The organism is Pseudomonas sp. NFACC13-1 (assembly GCF_900104425.1).
GTDB classification, from domain to species: Bacteria; Pseudomonadota; Gammaproteobacteria; order Pseudomonadales; family Pseudomonadaceae; genus Aquipseudomonas; species Aquipseudomonas fluorescens_AA.
This window is the reverse complement of sequence record NZ_FMXV01000003.1, coordinates 422,608-449,604: the sequence shown is the minus strand read 5'-3', so window position 1 is coordinate 449,604 and position 26,997 is coordinate 422,608. Positions and strand designations below refer to the sequence as shown.

Sequence of the window (26,997 nt, the reverse complement as noted above, 5' to 3'; positions counted from 1 at the left end):
CACGCACCTCTTGTCAGCAGCGCCCTTCGCAGCGAAGGCCTCGGGTATACTGCCGCGTTTTGTGATGCCCTGCGGCGTCCCGCCGGTTCGAAACGCGCACTTACGATTTGCCGGTGCGGCGTTTGCGATTCTGAACCAGCCTTGCAGGGATGTTTCGGTGATTTTTGGAGTTTCTATGCTCGAACAGGCTCAACGCGTCCTCAAGGACATCTTCGGCTACGACAGTTTCCGTGGCCGCCAGGGTGCCATTATTGAGCGCGTGGCCAGCGGTGGCGACGCCTTGGTGCTCATGCCCACCGGCGGCGGCAAGTCCTTGTGCTTCCAGGTGCCGGCGCTGCTGCGCAACGGCCTGGCGGTGGTGGTTTCGCCGCTGATCGCGCTGATGGACGACCAGGTCGCGACCCTCGAGGAACTGGGGGTTGCCGCCGCTTCGCTGAACTCCACCCTCAGTGCCGAGCAGCAGCGGGACCTGGCGACGCGGATCAAGCGCGGCGAAGTGAAAATGTTGTACCTGGCCCCGGAACGCCTGGTGCAGCCGCGCATGCTGGCGTTCCTGCAGAGCCTGGAAATCGCCCTGTTCGCCATCGACGAAGCCCACTGCGTATCTCAATGGGGCCACGATTTCCGACGTGAATACCTGCAGCTGGGGCAATTGGCGGAACTGTTCCCCGACGTGCCGCGCATCGCCCTGACCGCCACCGCCGACAAACGCACCCGCGAGGAAATCGTCGAGCGCCTGCACTTGCAGAATGCCGAGCGGTTCCTGTCCAGTTTCGACCGTCCCAACATTTTCTACCGCATCGTGCCCAAGGAGCAGCCACGCAAGCAACTGTTGGCGTTCCTCGCCGAGCGCCGCAGCGATGCCGGTATCGTCTATTGCCTGTCGCGCAAAAAAGTCGATGAAGTGGCGGCGTTCCTGTGTGAACAGGGGTTCCCGGCGTTGCCGTATCACGCCGGCCTGCCTAACGACCTGCGGGCCTACCACCAGAAGCGCTTCCTCAACGAGGAAGGCCTGATCATGGTGGCCACCGTGGCGTTCGGCATGGGCATCGACAAGCCCAACGTGCGGTTTGTCGCACACCTGGACTTGCCCAAGTCCCTCGAGGCGTACTACCAGGAGACCGGGCGTGCCGGCCGTGATGGCTTGCCGGCCGACGCCTGGATGGCCTACGGCCTGCAAGACGTGGTGATGCTCAAGCAGATGCTGCAGAACTCCGAAGGCGATGAGCGCCACAAGCGCCTGGAGCAGCACAAGCTCGACGCCATGCTCTCGCTGTGCGAAGAAACTCGCTGCCGTCGCCAGACCCTGCTGGCCTATTTCGACGAAGACATGCCCCAGCCTTGCGGTCACTGTGACAACTGCGTCGACGGCGTGGAAACCTGGGACGCCACCGAACCGGCCCGCCAGGCTTTGTCGGCGATTTTCCGCACCGGCCAGCGTTATGGCGTCGGGCACCTGGTGGACGTGTTGCTGGGCAAGGACAACGAGAAGGTCCGCAATTTCGGCCACCAGCACCTCTCGGTGTTCGGCGTGGGCAAGGCGCGCACCGAGAGTGAGTGGCGCTCATTGTTCCGACAACTGGTGGCCCGCGGCCTGGCAGACATCGACCTGGAAGGCTACGGTGGCCTGCGCTTGTCCGAAACCTGCCGCCCCTTGCTCAAGGGCGAGGTGAGCCTCGAACTGCGCCGCGACCTCAAGCCGGCCACGGCGATCAAGAGCAGCAAGAGCCAGGCCAGCCAATTGGTCCGTGGCGAAGAGCGCGATCAATGGGAAGCCTTGCGCGCTTTGCGTCGCAAGCTCGCCGAGGAACACGGCGTTCCGCCGTACGTCATTTTCCCCGATTCGACGCTGCTGGAAATGCTCCGCAGCCAGCCTACCTCCCTGGCGGAAATGGCCCGGGTCAGCGGCGTGGGGGCGCGCAAGCTGGAGCGTTATGGCGAAGCCTTCCTCCAGGTCCTGGGGGGCGAGGTCGAAGCGCCGAAAGCGGTGGCCGATGTGCGCCACGAGCTCATCACGCTGGCCCGGGCCGGCATGACCCCGTTGCAGATCGCCGGGCAATTGCAGTGCTCGGAGAAAAACGTCTACACGATGCTGGCCGAGGCCATCGGCAAACAGCAGTTGTCCCTGGAACAGGCACTGGATTTGCCCGAGGAACTGATGGGCGAGGTACAGGACGCATTCCTGGACGGCGAAGGCGAGTTACCGCCGGTGTCCGAAGTCGCCGCGCTGTTTGTCGGACGGGTGCCCGAAGGTGTGCTGTATTGCGTCAGGGCTGCGTTGCAGTCGGAATTTGAAGTCTGATCAGTGAGTTGCGCTCCTTTAACGATTCAGTACAAGGCGAACCTTGCTTGAATCCAAAGCTCATGCTTAGCTGACTAATAATTAGTTTTTCTCTATTTCAGATCTGATGAGTTTTTTATGCCGTTAACCGATCAACACCGTTTTGGCATGCAGTTGGCGCAAATGTCTCGAGGCTGGCGCGCCGAACTGGACCGCCGCCTGGCCGGGCTGGGCCTGTCCCAGGCGCGCTGGCTGGTGCTGCTGCACCTGGCCCGTTTCGAACAGGCGCCGACCCAGCGTGAACTGGCCCAGAGTGTCGCCGTCGAAGGCCCGACCCTGGCCCGGTTGCTCGACAGCCTGGAAACCCAGGGGCTGGTGCAGCGCCAGGCGGTGGCCGAAGACCGTCGGGCCAAGAAAATCGTGCTCTGCGCACCGGCCCTACCGTTGATCGAACAGATCGAAACCATTGCCACGCAATTGCGGCGGGAGCTGTTCGAAGGTGTCGACGAGGCGGACATGCGTGTGTGCATGCGGGTTCACGGCACGATCCTGGCTAACCTGGAAAAATCCTGAGGCAGATCCCTGGCGTCGGACTTTTGAGATTCGCCGGTTAGCGAACTATAACCAGTAGTAAGCGTTCCTAAGGGAAGCGTTTACGCTGCGGTTGGTTCTGGTAATCGAAAGGGATGCCCATGCTTGAAAGTTTGCAGTCCACGTTGCGCAGTTGGGTCAACGTGTCGATCGTCGTGGGTACCCTGGGGGTTCCGGCCTTGGCGTCAGCGCTGGGCCTTGGCGAGATCACGCTCCATTCCGCCCTGAACCAGCCGTTGCGTGCCGATATCGCCCTGGTCGATGTGGCCGGGATCAGTGAAGGGGATCTGTCGGCCAGCCTGGCGAGCCCGGACGACTTCAGTCGTGCGGGTGTGGAGCGGGTGTTCTTTCTCAGCAACCTGCGCTTTACGCCAGTATGGCGTGGTGAGCGCAGCTTCATTCGGGTGACGTCCAGCAAGCCGGTCGAAGAGCCCTTTCTCAATTTCCTGGTGCAACTCAATCAGCCCAATGGGCGCGTGCTGCGCGAATACACTGTGCTGATCGACCCACCGGGCTCACCGGGTATCGTGCCGGCCCGTGACGAACCGGCCTCGGAGCCTGCGACCCCGAGCCAGGCCACCCCGGCCATCAAGCCGCCCCCGGCGGCGCAGGGCAAGCGTTACACGGTCGTGCAGGGAGACAACCCCTGGGTGATTGCCCAGCGCCTGCATGACGCCGGCAGCAACGCCTCGGTCAACGAGTTGATGCAAGGGATCCAGGCCCTGAATCCCGGCAGCGACCGGCTCTCCATCGGCCAGCGCCTGTTGTTGCCCGACTCGGCCGTGCTGCCGACAGCGGCTGCATCCACCGCGGGTCAGGCCTCCGCCGTGGCCGATGAGCAGTTGGCCGCCAGCGTGCTGCAGAACCAGGAGCTACAGAAGACCATCGAGGCTCTGCAGGCGCGGCTCCAGGCCCAGGACGAGGAAATCGCCGGCCAGCGCAAGCAGATCAGCGAATTGCAGACCCGGCTGGCCGAGACCCCAGCCCCCGTTGCGTCGGCGCAACCGCAACCGGCGCAGCCTTCGTCGGAGCCGGCTCCGGACATCTCCCCCGTGACCGAACCGGTTGCAGAGCCCGAGGGTATCGATTGGACATGGGTGGCGGGGCTGGTGGCCTTGTTGGCATTGCTCGCATTGTTACTGTTCATTCGGCGACGCCAGCAGCATGACGAGTTGGAGCCGATGACCGAGCGCCCCGAGCCGATGCTGGAGGAGGGTGACGAAACCTTTGCGTCAATCCCCGACACGGAGCCATCCGAGGCTGCGAACTCGTTCAACAACGGTGATGCGCCCCAGGGGGATGTGCTGGAGGGCGTCGGGATCTACCTGACCTACGGCCGTTTCACCGAGGCCGCCGGGCTGTTGCGCGCGGCATTGCTGGCCGAGCCGGAACGTACCGACCTGGGCCTCAAGTTATTGGAGGTATTGGGCAAGCAGGGCGATGTCATCGGTTTCCAGGCCCAGGAACATCATCTGCTGGCACAAGGTGTCGATGCCGGGACACTGGCGGATATCCGTGGGCGCTATCCCAAGGTCGCCTTGATCACCGCACCGGTAGTGGAACAGGCGCAACCCCAGGTACCGGTTCTTGCGCCTGAACGTGAACAGGCACCCAGTGACGAGTTCGAGCTGGACCTGGACGCACTGTCCATGGACACCAGTTGGGACCTGGCGGATGACCAGGCCACCCTCGCCGGAGAAAAACGTGCAACGCCCCTGGCCGACAACAGTGTCGAGGGTTTGTCGCTTTCAGGTTTCGACGAATCGGAGTTGCAATGGGAAGCGCCCCTGGAAACCGAGTCGCTGGACGATGATTTCCTCGATGGCTTTGCCGATGAAGAACAGGCACTGGAATTTGAGCCGCTGGCCCTTGAACCTGTTTCCCTGGACACCCTGTCCCTCGAACCCCAGGTCCCGGAACATTCGGTCAAGCTGGAACAGGCACAGAACTGCATCGACGATGGCGACCTGAAGACCGCCGTCACCCTGCTTGAAGAATTGCTCGAAGAAGGTGACGAACCCCTCAAGCAGACCGCCCGGGTGCTGCTGGCGGGGATTCGCTAAGCGCCATCGAGGTTGTAGCGACTGGCCTCATCGTGAGCAAGCTCGCTCCCACAGGAATCTTCGCCCCCATGTGGGAGCGAGCTTGCTCGCGATGACGGCCTGTCAGGTTATCAAGCCAGCCTGGGCAAACACCCAGCCCCTCAAAACGTCTGTCCCAGGTTCAGGTACACCGCCTGTTCATCGTCGTCGTTGAAGCCATAGCTGAAGTTCAATGGCCCCAGCGGTGTATCGAAACCGAGGAAAATGCTGGCGGCGTTGATGTAGCCACTGTCGAATTCGTTATCGTTGTTCCAGGCCCGGCCGCGTTCCAACGAGCCGCCGATGTACAACGGGAAATCCAATGGCAGGTAGGCCCGCGGGGTGAGGCGGCGGTAATACACGGCACGCATCAGGCTCATGTTCTGTCCGGACACCCCATCTTCGCGAAAGCCCGACAATTGCCGCGCGCCACCGAGCACAAAGCTGGAGGTCACGATCTGCGCGGTGTCCAGGGTGCGACCGTAGCGTGCGCCCAGGATGAAAGTGTCCGGGCCGCTGCTCAGCGCCTTGTCCAGTTTGAATTCCCACTGGCGGTAGCGCTGGTCGGAGCCCAGCCCCGGTTCGTATTGGCGCCAGCTCAGGCCGATGTCTTCCCCTTCATGGGGGAAATACACGCTGTCGAGGGAGTCGAACGAATACTTGAGCTCGTAGAAACCTTCGTTGAAATTCTCGCTGGGCTGGTCGTGGTCGCCGATGCGCACATCGGCCTTGCCCCAGGCCTGGCCGACACCGAAGCGGATTTCGCCGCTGTTGCCGATCTGGCGGCCCACGTTGAGCCCGAAGCCATAACGTTCGACGCGATACTGGGCCACCGGATCGTTGTCCAGGATGGACTCCACATTGCGCGATTCGAATTGCCCATAGGGAGCAATGAAGTAGCGCGAACCGACGTCCAATGGCTGGTAGAACTCGCTGTACAACTCCTGCCTGTCGCCGATCTGCGCCCGGGTCAGCCACTCGGCGCCCAGGCGATTGATGCCGTTGACCCGATAGCTGGCTCCCAGGTTGAAAGCGCTGTCGCCGCGCATGTCGTCCGACAGGCTCAGCCCCAGCCGCAGGTAGTCGGTGCCGGTGCGTCGGCCCCGGGCGCTGATCACCAAGGTGTGGTCCGGGCCCTTGTGGACCACGCGGTATTGCACCTGTTCGAAGTAGTCCAGGCCGTACAGCGTGCCCATGTCGGTCTGCAGGCGGCCCAGGTCCAGCGGCTCGCCGACCTGCTGGCGAATGTAGTAGCGAATCACGTCATCGCCGACTTTCGAGTCGTTCTCTACGCGAATGGCGGTGATGACCGGCGTGCGTTCGCTGGGCGCGCGCGCGGCCATGAGTTCGGCGTCGGGCGCTTCGGAAGGGCGTAGCGGGGCCAGGCGTGCCTCGAGTATCCGGGTGGCGCGATAGCCGGCGTCGATCACGTCCCGGGCCCGGCCGAAGTCGGTGGAGCCGAAGCTTGCCAGGGCCGGTTGGATCAATACGTCGCTTTTTTTCAGGGTAGCCAGTTGTTCTTCAGAGTTGCGCCGGGTCATCAGGGTGGTCGACTGGTTCAGCACGTCGACCACCGTGACCAGTTGCTTGCGGGTGCGCAGCGGCGTGCCGATGTCGACCACGATGGCCACGTCCACGCCCATGTCCCGGGCCACATCCAGCGGGATATTGTCGGCCATGCCGCCGTCCACCAGCAGCCGGCCGTCCAGCTCCACCGGGGCGAACACCGCTGGGATCGACATGCTGGCGCGAATGACCTTGGGCAGGTGGCCTTTGCGGAACACGACTTTTTCGCCTGTGGCGATGTCGGTGGCGACGGCGCGAAACGGGATCGGCAGTTTGTCGAAGTCCCGCGTGTCGCTGGCGTGGGCCAGCAGGCTTTCGAGCAGCAGGGCCAGGTTCTGGCCCTGGATGACCCCCAAGGGCAGGCCGAGGCTGCCGTCGTCACGAAAGCTCAGTTTCTGTTTCACCAGGAAGTCGCGGTCATCCTGCTTGCGCCGGAACGGCACGTCCTTGCGTGGCGGCGCATCGGACAAGGCCTGTTGCCAATCGATGCCCAGGGCGAGCTTTTCCAGTTCGTCGATCTTGTAGCCCGAGGCATACAGCCCGCCGATCACCGCGCCCATGCTGGTGCCGGCGATGGCATCGATCTTGATGCCTTGCTCCTCCAGGGCCTTGAGCACGCCGATGTGGGCCAGGCCCCGCGCCGCGCCGCCGGACAGCACCAGGCCGATTTTCGGGCGTGGCGTTTCGACGGCGGGCTGGTTGGCATGGCCGGACAGGGGCAACAGCAGCAGAAGCAGGAGGGGGAGCAGGCGGCGCATCGTCTATCTCGGGGCGGGCGATCAAAGGCAGGTATTATAACGACGCCTTCGAACCCAGGAGTTCACCCGCAATGACCGAACACAAGCCCGAAGTTGTCATCACCTATTGCACCCAGTGCCAATGGCTGCTGCGCGCCGCCTGGCTGGCCCAGGAACTGCTCAGTACCTTCGGCGACGACTTGGGCAAAGTGTCCCTGGTGCCGGGTACCGGCGGTGTGTTCCACATCAGTTGCGACGGTGCGCAAATCTGGGAGCGCAAGGCCGATGGCGGTTTTCCCGAGGCCAAGGTCCTCAAGCAGCGGGTCCGCGACCGGATCGACCCGGAGCGGGACCTGGGCCACAACGACCGGGTTCAGTGAGACGCGGCTTGGGCACCGACACCCGGTTTCTTCGAGCCGCCCAGCTGGCTCGAGATCACGATGGCCGCGATGATCACCACGCCGCCCAGCAGCATGCGCAGCGTCGGGCGTTCGTCGAACAGCCACCAGGCCATGGCGATGCCGTAGACCGGTTCCATGGCGAAGACCACCGCCGCCGTGCGGGCCTTGATCACCGCCAGGCTGGCGACGAACAGGCTGTGGGCCAGGCCGGTGCAGAACACGCCGAGCAAGCCGATCCACAACCAGTCGAGGGGGCGAACGTCGCTCAGTTGTGGCGCGGCCATCGGCAACAGGCACAGCCCGACCACGACGTTCTGGCACAGCGCGGCCTGCACGGGCGGTACATGCGCGGAGCCGGCACGGTTGGTCAATGACAACAGGGCAAACAACAGCCCCGAAGCCACGGCCCAGAGCAGGCCGGTGGTGGCACCGCTGGCCAGGTCGAAGTTCGGCGTGACCAACACCAGGCCGACGCTCACCAGCACCACCAGCCAGATTTCATTGGCGCGAATCCGCTCGCGGAAGATCAGCCCCTCGAGCAATACCGTGAAGGCCGGGAAACTGGCGAACCCCAACGTGGCGATCGCCACGCCGGCCACCTTCACGGCGATGAAGAAACTCACCCAGTGCCCGGCCAGCAACAGGCCGCCCAGCAGCAATCGCCGGCCATCCTGTGCCCGCAGTTTCTGCCAGCGACTGCTGCTGGCGAACCGGGCGAACGCTGCCAGGGCCAGCACGGCGAAGACAGCGCGCCCGAACACGATGACCGCAGGCGAAGCCGCGGCGAGTTTGCCGAAGACACCGGTCAGGCCAAACATGAGTGCACCAATGTGCAGGGCGCCGAGGGCGGTACGGGGTGTCATTTCAATCCTTTCAACAGATAAGACAAAACCGACGGATAAACACCAATCCTGTAGGAGCTGCCGAGTGCAGCGAGGCTGCGATCTTTCCCCAGACAATTGAATCTCAAGCGAAAGGTCAAAAGATCGCAGCCTCGTTGCACTCGTCAGCTCCTACGGGACATTTAAGCGTTTGGTAGGAGGCTGTGTCTGTCGCGATCCTAGCGATTTTTAGCGCGCATCTAGCGCTGACGCCGCAGCTTGCCCGGCGAGGCGCCGAACTCCCGCAGCACCGCGGCGGCGAAAGCACTCTGGGAGTTGTAGCCGACCCGGTGGGCGATCTCGCCGATGGGCAGGTCCGACTCGCGCAACAACGCCACGGCTTGGTGCAAGCGGCGGCTGCGGATGTACTCCATCGGGGTTTGCCCGCACTCGGCGATGAAGCGCGCATGCAGGCGGGCGCTGGAAAGGCCGGCGACCCGTGCCAGGTCCGCCACTTGCAGCGGGTAGGCGGCGTTCTGGTCGATGTGGGCGTTGAGCGCGGCGTAGGGCAGGCGCCGGCCACCGAGGGGGCGCTGGCGAACGCCATTGAGACTCGCCAGTAGCAGCACCGCGCCTTGCTGGGCGATCACCGGGTCGTCCACCGGGCTGCCCGCCAGCCAACTGACCAACTGGCTTTGTCCCGCGTCCAGGGGCAGGCGAGCGGTGTCGTCGAGCAAGCGTCGGCTGGCGTCGGCGTGATCGCCCAGGCATTGCCCGACCCAATCGTCACTGGGCACGTCCAGCACCAGGCAGCGACTGCCCTGGGGGCTGCCGCAGGCGTGATGGGCACCAGCGGGTACTACCACGAAACTCTGTTGCACCACTTGGCTGCCGCGCCCTTCGACCTCGAAATCCAGCGCGCCGGACAATCCGAACACCAGTTGCGCGTGGTCGTGGCTGTGGACAATCAAGTCGTGGCTGTAGTGGCGTAGCGTGAGGATCGGTCTCATCGCGGTCTCCCGTGTCAGGCCGCCAGCATACACCGAGGGCACACCGCCCCGCGCTGTCATGTAATGGACTTGTGTTTGTCACGGGCCATTAACCGCTGGCGTGCACAGTGGCGAAAACGATCAGAGGGTTGCCCAATGACCAGCGCCGAGCTCGCCAAACCCAGCCGCAAGCAGCGTGTTCGCACCCTGTGGATTTCCGATGTGCACTTGGGCACCCGGGATTGCCAGGCCGAGCACTTGTCGCAGTTTCTCAAGGGCTACCACGCCGACAAGATCTACCTGGTGGGTGACATCATCGATGGTTGGAAACTGCGCGGTGGCATGTATTGGCCCCAGGCCCACACCAACGTCATTCGTCGCTTGCTGACCATGAGCAAGCGCGGCACCGAAGTGATCTACGTCACCGGCAACCATGACGAATTCCTGCGGCGCTATTCGAAGCTGATCCTGGGCAATATCCAGTTGGTGGACGAAGCGGTCCACGTCACCGCCGATGGTCGGCACTTGTTGGTGATCCATGGCGACCAGTTCGATGTCATCACCCGTTACCACCGTTGGCTGGCATTCCTTGGGGATTCGGCCTACGAGTTCACCCTCACGCTGAACCGCTGGCTCAACCATTGGCGGGCCCGTTATGGCTACGGCTACTGGTCGTTGTCGGCGTACCTCAAGCACAAGGTCAAGACTGCCGTCAGCTTCATCAGCGATTTCGAAGAAGCCATCGCCCACGAGTGTGTGAAGCGCGAACTGCATGGCGTGGTCTGTGGGCATATCCACCACGCCGAGATGCGCATGGTGGGCGAGGTGGAATACCTCAATTGCGGTGATTGGGTCGAATCCTGCACGGCACTGATCGAGCATTGGGACGGGTCGATCGAGCTGTATCGACTGGCGGAAGCCCAGGCGCGCGAAGCGCAGTTAAAGGCACTGAAAGTCGCCGAACCTGCCTGAATCCGTAGGAGCTGACGAGTGCAACGAGGCTGCGATCTTTCCCCTGGCGCTTGAGTCTCAAGCGAAAGATCAAGATCAGAAGATCGCAGCCTTCGGCAGCTCCTACGGGGGACATTTTGTGTTCGTCAGGCCGGTGTCTCAGCCATCGCCGCCTTGTAGATCGATTGCTTCGGCGTGGCAAAGACCCTTTCCAGCATCGGCTCGAAGAAACTCAACGGCAGGGTGTCGTATTCGGCATCGAATGCCGCCGCGTCGTACTTCGCACAGAACTCAATGGTCGCCTGGTACTGCGGATGGCCACTGAATTGCTCGCGCAGGTGCCGATCCATGCCCAGGTGATGGAAGAAGTAATAGCCCTGGAAAATCCCGTGCTTCTCCACTATCCACAGGTTTTCGGCGCTGACGAAGGGCTTGAGAATCGCCGCGGCGATGTCCGGGTGGTTGTATGAACCCAAGGTGTCGCCGATATCGTGGAGCAGGGCGCAGACCACGTATTCCTCGTCCCGCCCGTCACGGTAGGCGCGGGTGGCGGTTTGCAGGGAATGAGTCAGGCGATCCACCGGGAACCCGCCGAAATCGCCGTCCAGCAGTTTCAAGTGGGCCAGGATCCGGCCCGGCAATTGTCGCGCGTAGGCGCTGAAGTCGGCCGCGATGATCGCCCAGTCTTGTTGGGTGCCTTCTTTCATGTGGGTAAAGCGCGCGTGGTTGCTCATCGGCAGTCCTCATTAGAACGCGACCTTGCCCAGCAGCATGTCGCGGTACATGACGAAATCGCCGAGCAGGCTGTAGAGCGGATGCTGGAAGGTGGCGGGACGGTTCTTTTCGAAGAAGAAGTGCCCGACCCAGGCGAAGCCGTAACCGGCCACGGGCAGGGCGAGCCACAGCCACCCGTTACCCATGACCAGAGCGAGGGCGAGCACCAGGATGACCAGGGAGGTGCCGATGAAATGCAGTCGCCGGCAGGTGCTGTTGCTGTGTTCGCTGAGGTAATGCGGGTAGAACTCGGCGAAACTATTGAATCGTTTAGCGTTTTCCACGACGGCTGGCTCTGTGGTTATTGTTCTGATACTTGAAGTCTAGAGCCATCAATCGCTACGGCCAGTGACAATCAGCGCCACTTTAGTATCCTTCGCAAATCCAGCCGTACCCTGCGGCTCGTCATGCAAGTAAAACGTCATGAGCGAACGAACCACTTCTTCAAGCTGGGCGATGGGGATTGTCAAGGCGTTGGAAATGGACGGCCTGAATTGTCGGGTGCTGTTCAAGCAACTGGGGTTGGACTTCGATGCGCTGGACGATCCGGATGCGCGTTTCCCCCAGGACTCGATGACCCGGCTCTGGCAACGGGCCGTGGAGTTGTCGGGTAACCCAGCCATTGGCTTGAACATGGGCAAGGTGGTGCGCCCGGCCTCGTTCCATGTGGTTGGCTACGCCTTGATGTCCAGTCGCACCCTGGTGGAGGGTTTCCAGCGGCTGGTGCGTTACCAGCGGATCATTGCCGAAAGCGCCGATTTGAGTTTTCGCCAGTTGGAGGAAGGCTACGGGCTGATCCTCACGGTGCATGGCGACCATCTGCCCCCGACCCGTCAAAGTGCCGAAGCGTCCCTGGCGTGTGCGCTGGCCCTGTGCAGTTGGTTGACCGGGCGCACCCTGCACCCGGTGAAGGTGTTGCTCCAGGGCGCGGAACCGTTGGACCTGGCGCCTTATCACCGAGCCTTCCCCGCGCCACTGGTGTTTGGCGCGCCTTATGACGCGCTGATCTTTGAGCGGGCCGACATGGAGGCGCCGCTGCCGACGGCCAACGAAGCCATGGCACAGCTTCACGACCGGTTTGCCGGGGAGTACCTCGCGCGTTTTTCGGAAAGCCGCGTGACCCACAAGGCGCGACAAGTATTGTGTCGGCTGTTGCCCCAGGGAGAACCCAAGCGAGACGTGGTGGCGCAGGCGTTGCACCTGTCGCAGCGCACCTTGCAGCGCCGCTTGCAGGAAGAGGGCACCAGTTTCCAGAGCCTGCTCGAAGACACCCGTCGTGAACTGGCCGAGCAGTACCTGGCGCAGCCAGGCATGACGCTGCTGGAAATCGCCTATCTGCTGGGGTTCGCCGACCCGAGCAATTTTTTCCGGGCCTTTCGCCGCTGGTTCGACACCACGCCCGGCGAATACCGGGCGCGCTTGACGAGCCAGCCTGAACCGGTCAGTGGCGCCAGAACGCCGGGATACACAGCACGAATACCGTGATGATCTCCAACCGGCCCAGCAGCATGCCGCCGGACAGAATCCACTTGGCCGCGTCCGGCAGCGGTGCGAAGTTGCCGGCCGGCCCGATGGTTTCCCCCAGCCCCGGGCCGACACCGGACACGGTACTGGCCGCGCCGGTCAGGGCCGTCATCCACTCCACGCCCAGCAGCGACAGCAGCAGGGCGATCACGCAAATGGTGATGGCGAAGAAGAACGAGAACGTGAGGATCGAGCGGACGATTTCTTCATCGAGGCGATGACCGTTGTACTTCTGCTTGATCACCGCACGGGGGTGGATCAGTTGGTTGAGGTTGGCCCGAAGCAGGATGTAGGCGACCTGGAAGCGGAAAATCTTGATCCCGCCAGCCGTCGAGCCCGAACAGCCGCCGACGAACCCCAGGTAGAAGAACAGCATCAATGAGAAGTTGCCCCACAGGCTGTAGTCGCCCAGGGCGAAGCCGGTGGTCGTGACGATGGACGTCACGTTCAGCGCCACGTGCCGCAGCGCGTCCAGCCAATGCAGGTCGGTGGTCGCCCAATACCAGGTGCCGAGTACCAGCCAGGTCACCAGCAGCACGCCGATGAGCCCTTGGACCTGCTGGTCCTTGATCAGCGCCCGGCGATTGCCTCGCAGCGTCGAGACATACAGGGCAAACGGCAGGCTGCCGAGGATCATGATGACGATGGCGACCCAGTGCACCGCCGGCTGGGTCCATTTGGCCAGGGACAGGTCCGAGGTGGAGAAACCGCCGGTGGAGATCGCCGACATCGAATGGTTGATGGCATCGAACAGGCTCATCCCGGCCCACCAGAGCGCCAGGGTGCCGAGGATGGTGATGCCCACGTAGGACGCCACGATCAGCCGCGCCACCATGTGGGAGCGGGGCATGACTTTTTCCGAGCGGTCCGACGACTCGGTCTGGAACAGCCGCATGCCCCCGATGCGCAGCAGCGGCAGGATCGCCACCGCCATGCCGATGAAGCCGATACCGCCGAGCCAGTGCAGCAGCGAGCGCCACATCAGGATGCCCGGGGACATGGTGTCCAGGCCGCTCAGGACGGTGGCGCCGGTGGCGGTGATGCCCGACATGCTTTCGAAGAACGAATCCGTATAGCTGATGTGCTGGGTCAGCAGGAAGGGCAGGGCGGCGAAGATACACACCACCAGCCAGCTGCTGACGGTCAGCAGGTACATGTCCCGCGGACGCAGGTGGATGTGTTCCGGGCGCCCGGGAAGCACCAGTGCCAGGCCGGCGACGAAGGTAATCATGCTCGACCAGAGGAACGACGGCAGGTCGCGGGTGCGCTCGAAGACCAACAGGGTGGCCATGGGCACGACCATGAAGATCGCCAGGGTGATCAGGAAGATGCCGATGATGAAACCAATGATCCGCAGGGTCGGCAACGCCATGAAGTCCGCTCAGGCTGTAAAGGGAAGGGCGCCATTCTACCCGCGACAAGCGGCATGTAAACCGGCAGCCGGCGGCGCTTCCCGCTAGAATAGCCAAACATTTTTTCAGGAGGTGGCCGATGCAGGCTCTCGACGCTTTGCTCAACCGTGTTTCCGTCCCGCGCCTGGTGGAGCCGGCACCCACGCCGGAACAGCGCGAGGTCATGTTCGCCGCAGCCATGCGGGCGCCGGATCACGGCCAGTTGCGGCCATGGCGCTTTCTGACGGTCGAGGGGCAGGCGCGGTATCGCATGGGCGAACTGCTGGCCGAGGCGGCGAAGTTCAATGACCCGCTCGTCCCCGAAGCCGTCGTGGAAAAAGCCCTCAACGGCCCATTGCGCGCACCGCTGGTCGTGGTGGTGATTGCCCGTCTGCAGGACCATTTCAAAGTCCCGAAATCCGAGCAGCTGCTGGCGGCCGGCTGCGCGGCCCATGGCATCTTGCTGGCTGCATATGCCCAAGGGGTGGGTGGGGTGTGGCGTACCGGTGAGCTGGCGTATTCGCCGCATGTGGCCAGGGGGCTTGGCCTTGAAGAGGGAGAAGAGGTGATCGGTTTCCTCTACCTGGGCACACCGCAGAAAGAAGCGCGCACCGCGCCGCAGGAAGATCTCGGGCAGTTTGTCCGGGAGTGGACGGGCTCGTAGGAGCTGCCGAGCGAAGCGAGGCTGCGATCCTTTTTCGGACACTTGAGTCTCAAGCGGAAGGTCAAAAGATCGCAGGCTTCGCCAGCTCCTACAGGGACCGGGAGCAAGCTCCCTCGCCACAGGTGTTATCTGCACGCATCGGCAATCGCTTCAGCCAGCAGGTCCAGGCGCGTGGCGTCGATGCCGGCCACGTTGGCCCGGCCGGTGCCGACCATGTAGACACTGTGGCGCTCGCGCAGGTGCTTGACCTGTACCGGCGTCAGGCCAGTGTAGGAAAACATCCCGCGTTGCACGCCGATATGGGCGAAGCGCTCGCGCAAGCCATGGGGTTCGAGGGCTTCCAGCAAACCGCTGCGCAATTGCGCGATGCGCAGGCGCATGGCCTGGACTTCATCGGCCCACAGGCTTTTGAGTTCCGGGTCGCCGAGGATGGTCGCCACGACGGCCGCGCCGTGGTCCGGCGGTGTCGACCAGAGGTTGCGGGCGATGTTTGCCAGTTGGCTGCGGACGTCCACCAGCTTCTCGCCATCCCGGGCGCAGACGATCAACGCCCCGGTACGGTCGCGGTACAGGCCGAAGTTCTTCGAACAGGAACTGGTGACCAGCACTTCCGGCAGGGCCTGGGCAAACAACCGGACCGCCCAGGCGTCCTGCTCCAAGCCATCGCCAAAGCCCTGGTAGGCGAAGTCGATCAGCGGCAGCAGGTCGCGGCTGCGCACCACCTCCAGCACCTGGCGCCATTGCTCATGGGACAGGTCGAACCCGGTGGGGTTGTGGCAGCAGGCATGCAGCAGCACCACATCGCCTTTGGGCGCCTGGTTCAAGGTCGCCAGCATCGCCTCGAAATCCAGGCGATTATCGGCGCCCACGTACGGGTAATGACTGGCCTTGACCCCGGCCGCGGCGAAAATGGTTTCGTGGATCGGCCAGGTCGGGTTGCTCAGCCATACGCCACGGCCCGGCAGGCACTGGGCGATGAAGTCGGCGCTCAGGCGCAGGGCACCGGTGCCGCCCGGGGTCTGGGTGGCGCCAGCACGTTTTTCGCTGATCAGCGGCGAATCGGCCCCCAGCACCAGCTCATTGATCAGTTGGCCGAACGCGGCGTCGCCATGACCGCCGATGTAGGTCTTGGTGGTCTGGCGTTCCACCAGTCGCTGCTCGGCCCGCTTCACCGACTCAAGAATCGGTGTCAGGCCCTGGGCGTCCTTGTAGACACCCACGCCCAAGTCGAACTTGCTCGGGTTGCTGTCCGCCCCGTAGGCCTCCATCAGGCCGAGGATCGGGTCGCCGGGGACCCGGCCGATGGCATCGAAATGCATTACTTGCGGCCCTCGGCGGTCTTGGCCACGTCATCGGTGCGGGCGGCCATGATGAAATCGTTGCGGTGCAGGCCCTTGATGGAGTGGCTCCACCAGGTCACGGTGACTTTGCCCCATTCGGTGAGCAGGCCTGGGTGGTGGCCTTCAGCCTCGGAGATCTCGCCGACGGCGTTGGTGAACGCCACGGCGTGCTTGAAGTTCTTGAACAGGAAAACTTTTTCCAGCTGCATGACGCCGTCGCGCACTTCGATGTTCCAGTCGGGGATCTGCTTGATCAGCACTGGCAGTTCTTCGTCGCTCACTTGCGGGGCATCGGCGCGGCAGGCTTCGCAATGGGCTTGGTTCAGAGTATTCATGGTGTGTTCCTGGATCGAATATTTGGAAAACGTCGATGCACCCACGCTAAAGCAAAGCGGCGTCGTGCAACAGACTCAATTGGGATTAAAAGAGGCGGTTCACGCCGCTTTTGGTGGGAATTTCGGGGCATGCAAGCCCAGCTCCCGGCCGCGCTTGACCATGCCCATGATGTCTTCGTGAGCCAGGTCGAACAGGCGCTTGAGTTCGGGCAGCACGAAATACACCGGTTGCAGGATGTCGATGCGATACGGGGTGCGCATGGCTTCCAGCGGATCGAAGGCCTGGTGTTCCGGCTCGTCCGACAGGCAGTACACGGTCTCCTTGGGCGAAGACAGGATGCCGCCGCCGTAGATGCGCCGGCCTTGCGGGGTCTGCACCAAGCCGAACTCGATGGTCATCCAATACAGGCGCGCCAGGTAAACCCGTTCTTCCTTGGACGCCTGTAGGCCGAGTTTGCCGTAGGTGTGGGTAAATTCCGCAAACCAAGGGTTGGTCAGCAGCGGGCAGTGGCCGAAGATCTCGTGGAAAATGTCCGGCTCCTGCAGGTAATCCAACTCTTCCCGGGTGCGAATAAAGGTCGCTACAGGAAACTGTTTGCTGGCGAGCAATTCGAAGAAGGTCTGGAAGGGAATCAGCGCAGGCACCCGGGCGACTTGCCAGCCCGTGGTCTGGCCCAGCACCTTGTTGATTTCGTCCAGTTGCGGGATACGGTCGTGGGGCAGGCCCAGCTTGTCGATGCCATCCAGGTATTCCTGGCACGCGCGGCCTTCGATGACTTTCAGCTGGCGGGTGATCAGCGTGTTCCACACCGCGTGTTCTTCAGCGCTGTAGTGGATAAAACCTTGCGCATCGGGCTCGCGAGCCACGTACTGCGTCTGCTTCATGCTGCTCTCCTGCTGATTTCCCTCAGGGGGATGATGTGTTTGTTGTTATGTCCAGCGATGCAATAGAGATAGCGCGAAGCGGCGGTGTGCGCATCGGCTTGGCGAGGATGGATTGGGCGAACGACGGGTTGATTCGTAAAATTTTCGTTACGAGTTGGCTGGCGATACGATCTTTCCGGCATTTTCAGGTGGGAAACTGCCTACATCTGTCACATAATCTTGACGATTATTTACCTTGCCACGCCGAAAACCTCTGTGGCGAGGGGGCTTGCTCCCGCTGGGGCGCGTTGTAGGAGCTGCCGAAGGCTGCGATCTTTTAATCTTTCACTTGAGATTCAAGCGGCAGGTGAAAGATCGCAGCCTCGCTTCGCTCGGCAGCTCCTACATGGCGCGCTTTTTCTATCTCATACGCACCCGGGCCTTTCCATGCGCATCAAAGTCCATTGCCAGAACCGCATCGGCATCTTGCGAGACATCCTCAACTTGTTGGTGGAATACGGCATCAACGTCGCCCGAGGGGAGGTCGGTGGTGAGCATGGCAACGCGATCTACCTGCACTGCCCAAACCTGATCAACATCCAGTTCCAAGCGCTGCGTCCGAAATTCGAGGGCATCGCCGGGGTGTTTGGTGTCAAGCGCGTAGGACTGATGCCCAGCGAGCGTCGGCACATGGAACTCAACGCCTTGCTCGGCGCCTTGGAATTTCCGGTGCTGTCCATCGATATGGGGGGCTCCATCGTCGCGGCCAACCGGGCGGCGGCGCAGTTGCTCGGGGTGCGTGTCGACGAGGTGCCGGGCATTCCGCTGTCCCGCTACGCCGAGGATTTCGACTTGCCGGAACTGGTACGCGCCAACCAGTCGCGCATCAATGGCCTGCGGGTCAAGGTCAAGGGCGATGTGTTTCTGGCGGACATTGCGCCACTGCAATCGGAACACGACGACAGCGAGGCCATGGCCGGTGCGGTGCTGACGCTGCACCGGGCCGACCGGGTGGGCGAGCGGATCTATAACGTGCGCAAGCAGGAGTTGCGCGGCTTCGACAGTATTTTCCAGAGTTCGAAAGTGATGGCGGCGGTGGTCCGCGAGGCCCGGCGCATGGCCCCGCTGGACGCGCCGCTATTGATAGAAGGCGAAACCGGCACTGGCAAGGAACTGCTGGCTCGCGCCTGTCACCTGGCGAGCCCGCGCGGGCAATCGCCATTGATGGCCCTCAACTGCGCCGGGCTGCCCGAGTCCATGGCCGAGACCGAACTGTTCGGCTACGGGCCGGGCGCTTTCGAAGGTGCCCGGGCCGAAGGCAAGCTCGGCCTGCTGGAGCTGACTGCGGGGGGAACGCTGTTCCTCGACGGGGTCGGGGAGATGAGCCCGCGCCTGCAAGTGAAATTGCTGCGCTTCCTGCAGGACGGTTGCTTCCGCCGTGTCGGCAGCGACGAAGAGGTGTACCTGGACGTGAGGGTGATCTGCGCGACACAGGTGGATTTGTCCGAACTCTGTGCCCGGGGCGAATTCCGTCAGGATTTGTACCACCGCTTGAACGTGCTTTCCTTGCACATCCCCCCCCTGCGCGAATGCCTCGATGGCCTGGCGCCGTTGGTGGAGCATTTCCTCGACCAGGCCAGCCGCCAGATCGGTTGTGCACTGCCCAAACTGGCCTCGGCGGCGATGGACCGACTGAGTCACTACCACTGGCCGGGCAATGTCCGACAGTTGGAAAACGTGCTGTTCCAGGCCGTTTCCCTGTGCGACGGCGGAACGGTGAAGGCCGAGCATATCCGTCTGCCGGACTACGGCGTGCGTCAGCCCCTTGGCGATTTTTCCCTTGAAGGTGGGTTGGACGACATCGTCGGACGCTTCGAGAAGGCCGTGCTGGAGCGGTTGTACTCCGAGCACCCGAGCAGCCGGCAATTGGGCAAGCGGCTGGGGGTTTCCCATACCACCATCGCCAATAAATTGCGGGAGTACGAGGTAGGCAAGACCGAGCCGTAGCGGGCTTTGTTTCGCTGGTATGGGATTTGCTACATCCAGACCTGTCCACGCATATTCATATTTGGTGGCGATTTTTTGACAGGGCAGAGCCCCGATTCCCGCTGCGTATGTGAGGTTCAGGATGCAAAAGAAGATAGCGGTGGTGCAGTCGAATTACATTCCCTGGAAGGGCTATTTCGATCTGATCCGCAGCGTCGACGCGTTCATCCTGTATGACGATGTCCAGTACACCCGGAGTGACTGGCGCAACCGCAACAAGATCAAGACTGCCCAGGGTGAGCATTGGCTGAGTATTGCGGTCAAGAAGAAGGGGCGTCTTGGCCAGTTGATCAATGAAGTCCAGGTCAGCAGTCCGGATTGGGCCGCCGCGCACTGGAAGACGATTGAGCAGAGCTACCGGCGCGCACCCTGTTTCGCCCAGATGGAAACGCCGATTCGCACGCTCTACGAGCAAGCCGCCGACCTCACCCACCTAAGCGCGATCAACCACCTGTTCATTGCCGGCTTGTGCCCGCTGCTGGATATCCACACGCCGCTTTACCGTTCCGAGGACCTGGGAGGAGTAGAGGGCAAGAATGAACGCTTGATCCATCTATGCCAGGCCCTCGGGGCCAACGAATACCTCTCTGGACCCGCGGCCAGTCACTACCTCGATGAAGCGGCATTCGCCGCCAACGGGATCGCGGTGTCGTACATGAGTTATGCCGGCTATCCCGAGTATCGGCAGGTGTACGGCGACTTCCAGCATGCGGTCAGTGTGATCGACCTGCTGTTCAATACCGGCGCGGATGCATCGGCTTTTCTGAAGAAAAGGGCTGCCTGAGCGGGCCTTGCCAGTGACACCCTTTTGATTTGATTTGGAGATTGCACCCGATGTCGAACCTTGCGCAGTTGGACGCTTACTCGCTCGAACAAGCGTTGGCGCGTCTGCGGTTGATGTATGCCAAACCCGAACACCCCTACTATTTCCTGGCGCCCGCATACCGTGAGTCGTCGTCGGGCGTCGTCTCGCTGCACTATCTCTGCCATATGCTCAATCTCAGTGGTCGTGAGGCCTACATCTGCGGCACCGAAGTGGTCAATCCGGAACTCAAGACGCCGCTGCTCAATTCGACGATCAGGCAGCGCCATGCTGCAGCGGGCAAGGTGCCGATCGCGGTTTATCCCGAGGTGTTCCCTGGTAATCCACTCAACTGTTCGGTCGTGGCGCGTTTCCTACTGAATTTCGAGGGGTTTCTCACGGGAAATGGCATGGACGCCGCGCCCACCGACTTGCTTTTCTATTACGCAGCCAGGCTCGCCGAGCACCGTGGTGACCCTGACGGTGACCTGTTGTGCCTGCCGGCCATCGATGTCGAAATGTTCTCGACGGTGGGCGCTGGAGCCGTGCGCAAGGGGAGCTATCTCTACCAGAACCGCCACCCCTTGGATCAGATCGACTACTCGCTGCTACCCGCGGATATCCGCCTGCTAAGCATGGCTAATCCGCTGGCCCTGCCTGAGCTGGCCGAGCTGCTGCGCAATGCAGAGGTGATGTACAGCTATGAGTGGTCGATGACCTGCGTCATGGCAGTGCTGTGTGGATGCCCGGTGATTTTCATTCCGGGACATGGCGTCGACCAGCCGCTGCTCGACACCAGTTTCTTCGGCAGTGTCGGCTTTGCCATGCTCGATCAGCCGGACCCGTTGGAACATGCGCGGGCAAGCCTTGGCGATGCCCTGCCGCGTTACGTTGAGCGTACTGCGTCTTTCTGGCAGCAGTTGGACGTATTTATTGCCAAAACCCAGGCGACTGCCGTGCGCGAGGCGGTCGGCAACCGTCTGGGTGTGCTCGACTGGTTGCGCCAGCGCTACCCCTTGGCGCAACAACTGCGTCTGATCGATGAGCGGTTGGCGAACTCGGCGGCGCCTGCCTTCACTGTCCTGGTCCGTGATGCCGGCAATCCCTTGGCGCTGGCCCACACCCTCGACAGCCTGGATCGACAGTTGTACCAGCGCATTCATGTGTGCGTGATGGGGGACACTGACCCGGGACGTGCCAACGTTCAGTGGCTGGCATGTGATTCGAAGCAACCGGTCGCAGCGATCAATGGTTTGCTCGAGGGCGTGCGGAGCGATTGGTTCATGTTGGTGGAGGCTGGGGAGGAATTCACTGCCGCAGGGCTGCTGGTGACGGCACTGAATCTGCTCGAAGCGCCTGACAGTTGCCTGGCGGTGTACGCCGACGAGGCGCTGCGCATTGGGGGGGTGATCGACCTCTCCTTGCGGCCCGACCTGAATCTGGATTTGCTGTTGGCGTTTCCGGCCAGCCTTTCCTGCCACTGGATGTACCGTCGCGAGGCGCTGGTGCGCCTGTGCGGGTTTGACGATGCCTGTGGTGGGGCCTTCGAATTGGCCTACCAACTGCGCCTGATCAGCGAGCTGGGCGTGGCGAGTGTGGGTCATGTCAGCGAACCCCTGTTGATCGCCAACGAGGTGCGGCAGTCGGAATGCGCCGATGAGCGTGCGGTCATTGATGCGCACCTGCAAGCGCGTGGCTACGGTCAGGCGCGAGCGATTGCAGTGGAGCCGGGCCGCTATCGTATCGACTATGGCCATGAGCGGCAGGCCTCGGTCAGTATTCTGATTTACCTGGAAGGACAGCTGGCGAATTTCCAGCGTTGCCTGGAAAGCCTGCTGACGCAAACTGACGCGGTGGACTTCGAGGTCTTGCTGATAGAACCGGGCAACGACGAGCCCGCATTGCTGGAGTGGCTGGGGCTGGTGGAGGAAATGGGCGAGGGCCGTTTCCAGGTGTTGCGTTTCATGCCGGGACAGTCTCGTGCGGCCATGTGCAATGCGGCAGCGCAGGAGGCGCGGGGCGAGTATCTGCTCTGGCTCGATGCGCAAAGCGCTGTGCTTGAGCCGGGGTGGATACACGCGTTGCTCAATCACGCCCAGCGCCCGGAAGTCGGCGCGGTGGGAGGCAAGTTGCAGGATAGCCAGGGTCGCATACGCCAGGCGGGCCTTGTGTTGGGATTGGGCGCCACCGTCGGTCGGGCTTTTGAGGGTTTGCCATCTCAGGCAGCGGGTTACATGGGGCGACTGGGGCTCGAGCAGAACTGCTCCGCAGTGGGCGCTGAATGCCTGATGCTGCGGCGAGGGCTTTTCCTTGAGGCCGATGGCTTCGACACCGATCCGCTGCTGGCGCCCTGGACCCATGTCGACCTGTGTCTGAAGCTGCAGCAGGCCGGTTACCTGAACGTCTGGACGCCTTACGCTCGACTATTGATGAACCCGGTGGCAGACACCCGTGCGAGTCGCGAGCAGGAGGATGCCTTGCTCGCGCGCTGGTTGCCACAGTTGGCCCGTGACCCTGCCTACAATGCCAACTTTTCGCTGCGCGCCGGCGAGGGTTTTGCCCGGGAAAACACCGACCTGTGCTGGTATCCGCTGCAAGGCAGCGTGCCAAGGGTGCTGGTTTGTGTCACCGACCAGCAGGCGGGGGCTTATTCGCGGCTGGTTCAGCCGTTCAGCACATTGCTTGAGGCGGGGCAAATCGAAGGCGCGGCTGTTTCGAGTTTGCTGTCGCCGGTGGAGTTCGAGCGCCTGGCGCCGACCACCGTGGTGTTGCAGCGCCCGCTGGACGACGCCGGGCTACTGGCTCTGAACCGCCTGAGGACGTTTTCCAAGGCGTTCACCGTCTACGAGCTGGACGGTTATTTGCCGCAGATGGAGCTGAAGGGGGATTACGCTGCCGATGAGCTGCTGGAGCGCCTGCGGTTCGGGATGATGCAGGCTGATCGGGTACTGGTCCCCACGCCGGCGCTGGCCGAACTGTTGCAGGGCCAGCACCCCGACATCCGTGTGCTGGAAACCTTGCTGCCGGCCGCCTGGGGGCGTGTGCAGAGCAAGCGACGCATGGGGACCAAACCGCGCCTGGGCTGGCTGGGCGGCAAGGATACTCAACTGCTGGCCGACGTGCTGCCCGCATTCGCGGGCGAAGTAGACTGGGTGGTGCTGGGCGACTGCCCCGCGTCACTGCAGCCTTTTCTGAAGGAGCTGCACCCAGGTATCGCGCAGCAGCAGTTGGCAGCGGCCCTGGCCGCATTGAATCTGGATCTTGCGCTGGTACCCATGGCGGAAAACCTGGGTAATGCCTGTTCTGGCGACCTGCGCGTCCTGCAGCATGCCGCTTGCGGCCATCCGGTCATCTGCAGCCGGGTGCCGGGTTTTGTCGGCGGCGAGGCATTGCCGCTGTCACGGGTGAGCAATGAGGCGCAAGACTGGATCCGGGCGATTCGCTTGCACCTGGAAGACCGTGAGGCCTCCGCGGCGCTGGGGGACGCCTTGCAGTCGACCGTGCGGGCGCAATGGCTGCTCGAGGGTGAGCGCCTGGACGCCTGGCGACGGGCCTGGTTGGCCGATTGATGCGTATTAATTATTACTTTGGCCGCCCAGCGGAGTGCATGTGACATGAGTAGCGATCTGGATACTTTCATCGCAGCCTACAGCGACAGCTTTGGCTATGCGTATGACAACAACATCATTCTCAATTGGTATCCCCAGCGCATCATGGCGCTATGCACCCAAGCGCAAAGCCTGCTGGAGCTGGGTGTGGGCCATGGTTTCAGCACCCACCGCTTCTCGCAGTTCTTCAGTGAGCACACGGTCATCGATGGCTCTGCCTCGGTGATCGCCCAGTTCAAGGCCCAGTACCCGGACAACACGGCCGAGATCGTCGAAAGTTACTTCGAGACATTCGACACCGACAAGCGCTTCGATCTCATCGTGATGGGGTTTGTCCTGGAGCATGTCGAAGATCCACAGACCGTACTGCAAAGGTTCAAGCGCTTTCTAGCGCCGGGTGGACGTTGCTTCGTGCTGGTTCCCAATGGCGAGTCTCTGCATCGGCGGTTCGGTCATGCTGCCGGACTGCTTGACGACATGATGGCGCTGGGGCGTGGTGATCTGGAACTGGGTCACGTGCGCAGCTACTCGGTCCAGACCCTGAGCGCCGAGCTGGAAGCCGCCGGACTCGAGGTGGTGCGTAAGGAAGGCGTGTTCCTCAAGCCATTCACCACCGGACAATTGAAGGCATTGAACTTGGGTGCAGACATCGTCCAGGCCATGTGCACCGTAGGTATCGATTACCCAGAGCTCAGTTGCGCGCTGATGCTTGAAGCGACAGTCCCCCAGTCATGAAAAGCCTGGTAATCGGCAGTACTTCGGTCATTGGCAAAGCTGTCGCCCAGGCGTTGTCGCGCTATGGCCAGGTCAAGTTGGCGGGGCGCAGGGAGGCCAATATTACCTTTGACTTGAGCGGCCCGGAGCCCGTTGCTCTCGATGAGCGCTTCGACATCGTGGTGCTGGCCGCTGCCGATTTTGGCGGGCGTGAGCCGGATGACCTGGTCCGCGCCGAACGGGTCAACAGTGTCGGTACGTTGGTTGCCTGCCGCCTGGCCGAACAATGCGGGGCGCGTCATTTCATTTTGTTGTCGTCGCGTTCGGCCTGCGACCAGGCGACAGATCCCTACTTCGGCATCTACTCGCTGTCCAAGCGCCATGCAGAGGAAGTGGCGAGCCTGTATTGCCAAGAGCGCGGCATGGCACTGAGCGTGCTGCGCATCAGTCAGGTCTACGACGACGGCGAGCAGTGCAGGCCTCACCAACCGCTGTTGTACGCCATCGCCGACAAGGCGCAGGCGGGGCGAACCGTCGAGCTGTATGGCAGCAACGACGCCAGGCGCAACTACTTGCATCTGAGTGACCTTGCCGAGGTCTGCGCACGGCTGGCAGAGCAGGGGGTTACTGGTCTGTACAACTGCGGTCATCCCGAAAGCCCTCGTCTTTCCGAGATTGCCCAGGCTGCGTTCGAGGCATTTGGCAAGCCGCTGGATGTCCGCTTCCTGCCAGAAAAAAACGATATTCCCGATCTGCCCCCCTTCGACTGCGGCCATGAGTTGTACGAGCGAATAGGTTTCGTCCCGCGAATAGACGTCCGCCGGGGCTTTGGGCTGATGAGAGCGCACCGGGAGCGTCTGTCATGAAGACTGTCATGGTGACGGGTGTAGGGGCCATCATGGGCTACGGCCTGCTCAAGTCGCTGCGTGCGGCGGACCCTTCTGTTCGGCTCGTCGGCACCGATATCTACGACGATGCTGTCGGTCGCGGCTGGAGCGATGTATTCGTGCAGGCCCCTTTGACCGCTGACCCGGGGTACGGCCAGTGGCTGGGCGACACGCTGTCCAGGCACGAGGTCGATCTGTTGATTCCCGGGATCGAACAGGACGTCCATTGGCTGTCGGACAACCGAGCGTTGTTGGCGACATTCGATTGTCAGGTCGTGCTCAACAACCAGCACTTGATCGACCTTTCCAAGGACAAATGGGCAATGGACCAGGCGCTGGTGGCGCTGGGGGATGCCAGCCGTATTCCCAGCCTGCTGTCGGGGGACTTTCACTCGCTCAAGGCGGCCTTGGGCCTGCCTTTTCTGCTCAAGCCGCGCCGAAGCTACGCTTCCAAAGGGCTGGTCTGGGTTCGCGAGGAGCGCGACTTTACGCCGCACGCGGCCCTGCTCGGTGATCACCTCATGGCGCAGCCCATCATTGGCAGCGCGGCCGACGAATTCACTGTGGCGGCGTTCGGCGATAGCGGTGGCGACACCGGTCCGATCATCGCCTTCCAGCGCAAGTTGGCCTCGGACGGGTCTACCGCCAAGGCCTGGGTGTATCAGGATGATTCGCTGGACGAGACGGTCACCAGGTTGTGCCGCGCTTTCAAACCGGTCGGGCCGACCAACTTGCAGTTCCGGCGGGGCTCCGATGGCGAATGGAGCCTGCTTGAGATCAATCCGCGAATCTCCTCGACCAGTTCGATACGTCGCGCATTTGGCTACAACGAGGCGGCGATGTGCCTGGCCTATTATCTCGACGGCAAGACACCGGCCCCGCCGACCCTTCGCAGTGGTTTCGCTGTTCGTTTTATAGAGGATTTCATTGTCTATGATCGGGATCATTTCTGACGTCCATGGCAATTACAGCGCCCTTCGAACAGTGCTTGCCAAACTCGATGGGCTGGGTGTGTCGCGGATTATCTGCCTGGGTGACACGGCCGGTTACTACAGCCAAGTCAACGAGTGTTGCGAGGCCCTGCGCGAGCGAAACATCTTCTCCGTGATGGGCAACCATGATTGGTACCTGGCCAGGAATGAACGCTGCCCTCGTTCCAATAGCGCCAATGCCTGCCTGGACTATCAACAGGGCGTCATCACTTCGCAGAACCTGGCCTGGCTGGGATCGCTCCCGGAGCGCTCGACCCAGGATGAATTGAGCATTGTCCATGGGGGCTGGAACGATCCGTTGGATGAATACGTACGACCCTCGCAGGCGTATTTCGCCCCGTTGCCTGGCCGGTATTTCGCGTCAGGCCATACCCATGTCCAGTACCTGTGGAGCGGTGAAGGCAAGACCTATTGCAACCCCGGTTCAGTCGGCCAGCCACGTGATGGTGATCCCCGGGCGGGTTTCGCGACCTGGGACGGCGAGGTCTTCAACCTGCATCGGGTTGAATACGATAGAAGTGAGACCCAACAGGCAATGAAGGAGGCCGGGTTCACCCCGTACTTCTATGAAAATCTTGATATCGGCAGTCAGATAGGCGGGCGGATCAGTGCGGTTTGAAGTGTTGTGCTGTGCGTCG

23 protein-coding genes are annotated in these 26,997 nt (G+C 62.3%); 14 read left to right on the top strand and 9 right to left on the bottom strand.

Going from position 1 to position 26,997, the window contains the following annotated elements; genetic code table 11:
* Positions 1 to 175 precede the first annotated feature (175 nt).
* From recQ to BLQ55_RS06715, 3 genes are all read left to right on the top strand, one after another.
* Entirely contained in the window at positions 176 to 2,302 is a 2,127-nt protein-coding gene (gene recQ / locus BLQ55_RS06725) for a DNA helicase RecQ (protein ID WP_092253020.1), read from the top strand.
* Positions 2,303 to 2,419: 117 nt separating this feature from the next.
* Positions 2,420 to 2,854, top strand: coding sequence for a MarR family transcriptional regulator (locus BLQ55_RS06720; protein ID WP_003199001.1), 435 nt, complete (start codon positions 2,420 to 2,422; stop codon positions 2,852 to 2,854).
* Between the two features lie 119 nt (positions 2,855 to 2,973).
* Positions 2,974 to 4,935, top strand: coding sequence for a FimV/HubP family polar landmark protein (locus BLQ55_RS06715; protein ID WP_092253018.1), 1,962 nt, complete (start codon positions 2,974 to 2,976; stop codon positions 4,933 to 4,935).
* A 140-nt stretch (positions 4,936 to 5,075) separates the two neighbouring features.
* On the opposite strand, the gene BLQ55_RS06710 is transcribed toward BLQ55_RS06715, so the two are convergent.
* Complete coding sequence (locus BLQ55_RS06710; protein ID WP_092204514.1) at positions 5,076 to 7,277, bottom strand: patatin-like phospholipase family protein; 2,202 nt, start codon at positions 7,275 to 7,277, stop codon at positions 5,076 to 5,078.
* A 71-nt stretch (positions 7,278 to 7,348) separates the two neighbouring features.
* Between BLQ55_RS06710 and BLQ55_RS06705 the strand changes: the two genes are divergently transcribed.
* Positions 7,349 to 7,636 (top strand): Rdx family protein, encoded by a 288-nt coding sequence (locus tag BLQ55_RS06705; RefSeq protein ID WP_060738678.1) that lies wholly within the window; start codon positions 7,349 to 7,351, stop codon positions 7,634 to 7,636.
* Here BLQ55_RS06705 and BLQ55_RS06700 read toward each other — a convergent pair.
* Complete coding sequence (locus tag BLQ55_RS06700) at positions 7,630 to 8,520, bottom strand: DMT family transporter (protein ID WP_092204515.1); 891 nt, start codon at positions 8,518 to 8,520, stop codon at positions 7,630 to 7,632. The genes BLQ55_RS06705 and BLQ55_RS06700 overlap by 7 nt on opposite strands.
* Before the next feature lie 218 nt (positions 8,521 to 8,738).
* Complete coding sequence (locus BLQ55_RS06695; protein WP_092204516.1) at positions 8,739 to 9,488, bottom strand: helix-turn-helix transcriptional regulator; 750 nt, start codon at positions 9,486 to 9,488, stop codon at positions 8,739 to 8,741.
* Between the two features lie 135 nt (positions 9,489 to 9,623).
* Between BLQ55_RS06695 and BLQ55_RS06690 the strand changes: the two genes are divergently transcribed.
* Positions 9,624 to 10,439, top strand: a complete 816-nt coding sequence (locus tag BLQ55_RS06690) for a UDP-2,3-diacylglucosamine diphosphatase (protein ID WP_018614430.1) — start codon at positions 9,624 to 9,626, stop codon at positions 10,437 to 10,439.
* A gap of 125 nt (positions 10,440 to 10,564) precedes the next feature.
* Here BLQ55_RS06690 and BLQ55_RS06685 read toward each other — a convergent pair whose 3' ends face one another.
* Together BLQ55_RS06685 and BLQ55_RS06680 are read right to left on the bottom strand one after the other, a co-directional pair.
* A complete protein-coding gene (locus BLQ55_RS06685; protein ID WP_092204517.1) occupies positions 10,565 to 11,152 on the bottom strand; it encodes an HD domain-containing protein in 588 nt (195 codons plus the stop codon).
* Between the two features lie 12 nt (positions 11,153 to 11,164).
* Complete coding sequence (locus tag BLQ55_RS06680) at positions 11,165 to 11,476, bottom strand: Mpo1-like protein (protein WP_092204518.1); 312 nt, start codon at positions 11,474 to 11,476, stop codon at positions 11,165 to 11,167.
* Between the two features lie 139 nt (positions 11,477 to 11,615).
* On the opposite strand from BLQ55_RS06680, the gene BLQ55_RS06675 reads away from it, so the two are divergent.
* Positions 11,616 to 12,677, top strand: a complete 1,062-nt coding sequence (locus BLQ55_RS06675; protein WP_092204519.1) for an AraC family transcriptional regulator — start codon at positions 11,616 to 11,618, stop codon at positions 12,675 to 12,677.
* Here BLQ55_RS06675 and BLQ55_RS06670 read toward each other — a convergent pair.
* Positions 12,634 to 14,088: a TrkH family potassium uptake protein gene (locus tag BLQ55_RS06670; protein ID WP_060738671.1), complete on the bottom strand. Its 1,455-nt coding sequence runs from the start codon at positions 14,086 to 14,088 to the stop codon at positions 12,634 to 12,636. The genes BLQ55_RS06675 and BLQ55_RS06670 overlap by 44 nt on opposite strands.
* Before the next feature lie 119 nt (positions 14,089 to 14,207).
* Here BLQ55_RS06670 and BLQ55_RS06665 point away from each other — a divergent pair, with 119 nt between their 5' ends.
* The gene (locus tag BLQ55_RS06665; protein WP_092204520.1) at positions 14,208 to 14,771 is read left to right on the top strand and encodes an NAD(P)H nitroreductase; all 564 of its coding nucleotides are present in this window, start codon (positions 14,208 to 14,210) and stop codon (positions 14,769 to 14,771) included.
* A 125-nt stretch (positions 14,772 to 14,896) separates the two neighbouring features.
* Here BLQ55_RS06665 and BLQ55_RS06660 read toward each other — a convergent pair whose 3' ends face one another.
* The 3 genes from BLQ55_RS06660 to phhA all read right to left on the bottom strand — a co-directional run bounded on the left by BLQ55_RS06660 (position 14,897) and on the right by phhA (position 17,331).
* The gene (locus BLQ55_RS06660; protein WP_092204521.1) at positions 14,897 to 16,090 is read right to left on the bottom strand and encodes an amino acid aminotransferase; all 1,194 of its coding nucleotides are present in this window, start codon (positions 16,088 to 16,090) and stop codon (positions 14,897 to 14,899) included.
* Positions 16,090 to 16,446, bottom strand: coding sequence for a 4a-hydroxytetrahydrobiopterin dehydratase (locus BLQ55_RS06655; RefSeq protein ID WP_092253016.1), 357 nt, complete (start codon positions 16,444 to 16,446; stop codon positions 16,090 to 16,092). The genes BLQ55_RS06660 and BLQ55_RS06655 overlap by 1 nt, the downstream gene beginning before the upstream one ends.
* A gap of 99 nt (positions 16,447 to 16,545) precedes the next feature.
* A complete protein-coding gene (phhA, locus tag BLQ55_RS06650; protein WP_092253014.1) occupies positions 16,546 to 17,331 on the bottom strand; it encodes a phenylalanine 4-monooxygenase in 786 nt (261 codons plus the stop codon).
* Positions 17,332 to 17,757: 426 nt separating this feature from the next.
* Here phhA and BLQ55_RS06645 point away from each other — a divergent pair, with 426 nt between their 5' ends.
* The 7 genes from BLQ55_RS06645 to BLQ55_RS06615 all read left to right on the top strand — a co-directional run bounded on the left by BLQ55_RS06645 (position 17,758) and on the right by BLQ55_RS06615 (position 26,978).
* Positions 17,758 to 19,317 carry a sigma-54-dependent transcriptional regulator gene (locus BLQ55_RS06645; RefSeq protein WP_092253012.1) on the top strand — a complete coding sequence of 520 codons (1,560 nt, stop codon included), beginning with the start codon at positions 17,758 to 17,760 and terminating at the stop codon, positions 19,315 to 19,317.
* Between the two features lie 121 nt (positions 19,318 to 19,438).
* Positions 19,439 to 20,140 carry a WbqC family protein gene (locus BLQ55_RS06640; protein ID WP_092204523.1) on the top strand — a complete coding sequence of 234 codons (702 nt, stop codon included), beginning with the start codon at positions 19,439 to 19,441 and terminating at the stop codon, positions 20,138 to 20,140.
* A 50-nt stretch (positions 20,141 to 20,190) separates the two neighbouring features.
* On the top strand, positions 20,191 to 23,727 hold the full coding sequence (locus BLQ55_RS06635) for a glycosyltransferase (protein ID WP_092253010.1): 3,537 nt from the start codon (positions 20,191 to 20,193) through the stop codon (positions 23,725 to 23,727).
* 45 nt (positions 23,728 to 23,772) lie between these two features.
* Positions 23,773 to 24,501 (top strand): class I SAM-dependent methyltransferase, encoded by a 729-nt coding sequence (locus tag BLQ55_RS06630; RefSeq protein ID WP_092253008.1) that lies wholly within the window; start codon positions 23,773 to 23,775, stop codon positions 24,499 to 24,501.
* Positions 24,498 to 25,346 carry an NAD-dependent epimerase/dehydratase family protein gene (locus tag BLQ55_RS06625; RefSeq protein WP_092253006.1) on the top strand — a complete coding sequence of 283 codons (849 nt, stop codon included), beginning with the start codon at positions 24,498 to 24,500 and terminating at the stop codon, positions 25,344 to 25,346. The genes BLQ55_RS06630 and BLQ55_RS06625 overlap by 4 nt, the downstream gene beginning before the upstream one ends.
* A complete protein-coding gene (locus tag BLQ55_RS06620) occupies positions 25,343 to 26,320 on the top strand; it encodes an ATP-grasp domain-containing protein (RefSeq protein ID WP_092204527.1) in 978 nt (325 codons plus the stop codon). Before BLQ55_RS06625 ends, BLQ55_RS06620 begins: the two co-directional genes overlap by 4 nt.
* A complete protein-coding gene (locus tag BLQ55_RS06615) occupies positions 26,301 to 26,978 on the top strand; it encodes a metallophosphoesterase family protein (RefSeq protein WP_092204528.1) in 678 nt (225 codons plus the stop codon). The genes BLQ55_RS06620 and BLQ55_RS06615 overlap by 20 nt, the downstream gene beginning before the upstream one ends.
* Positions 26,979 to 26,997: the final 19 nt, after the last annotated feature.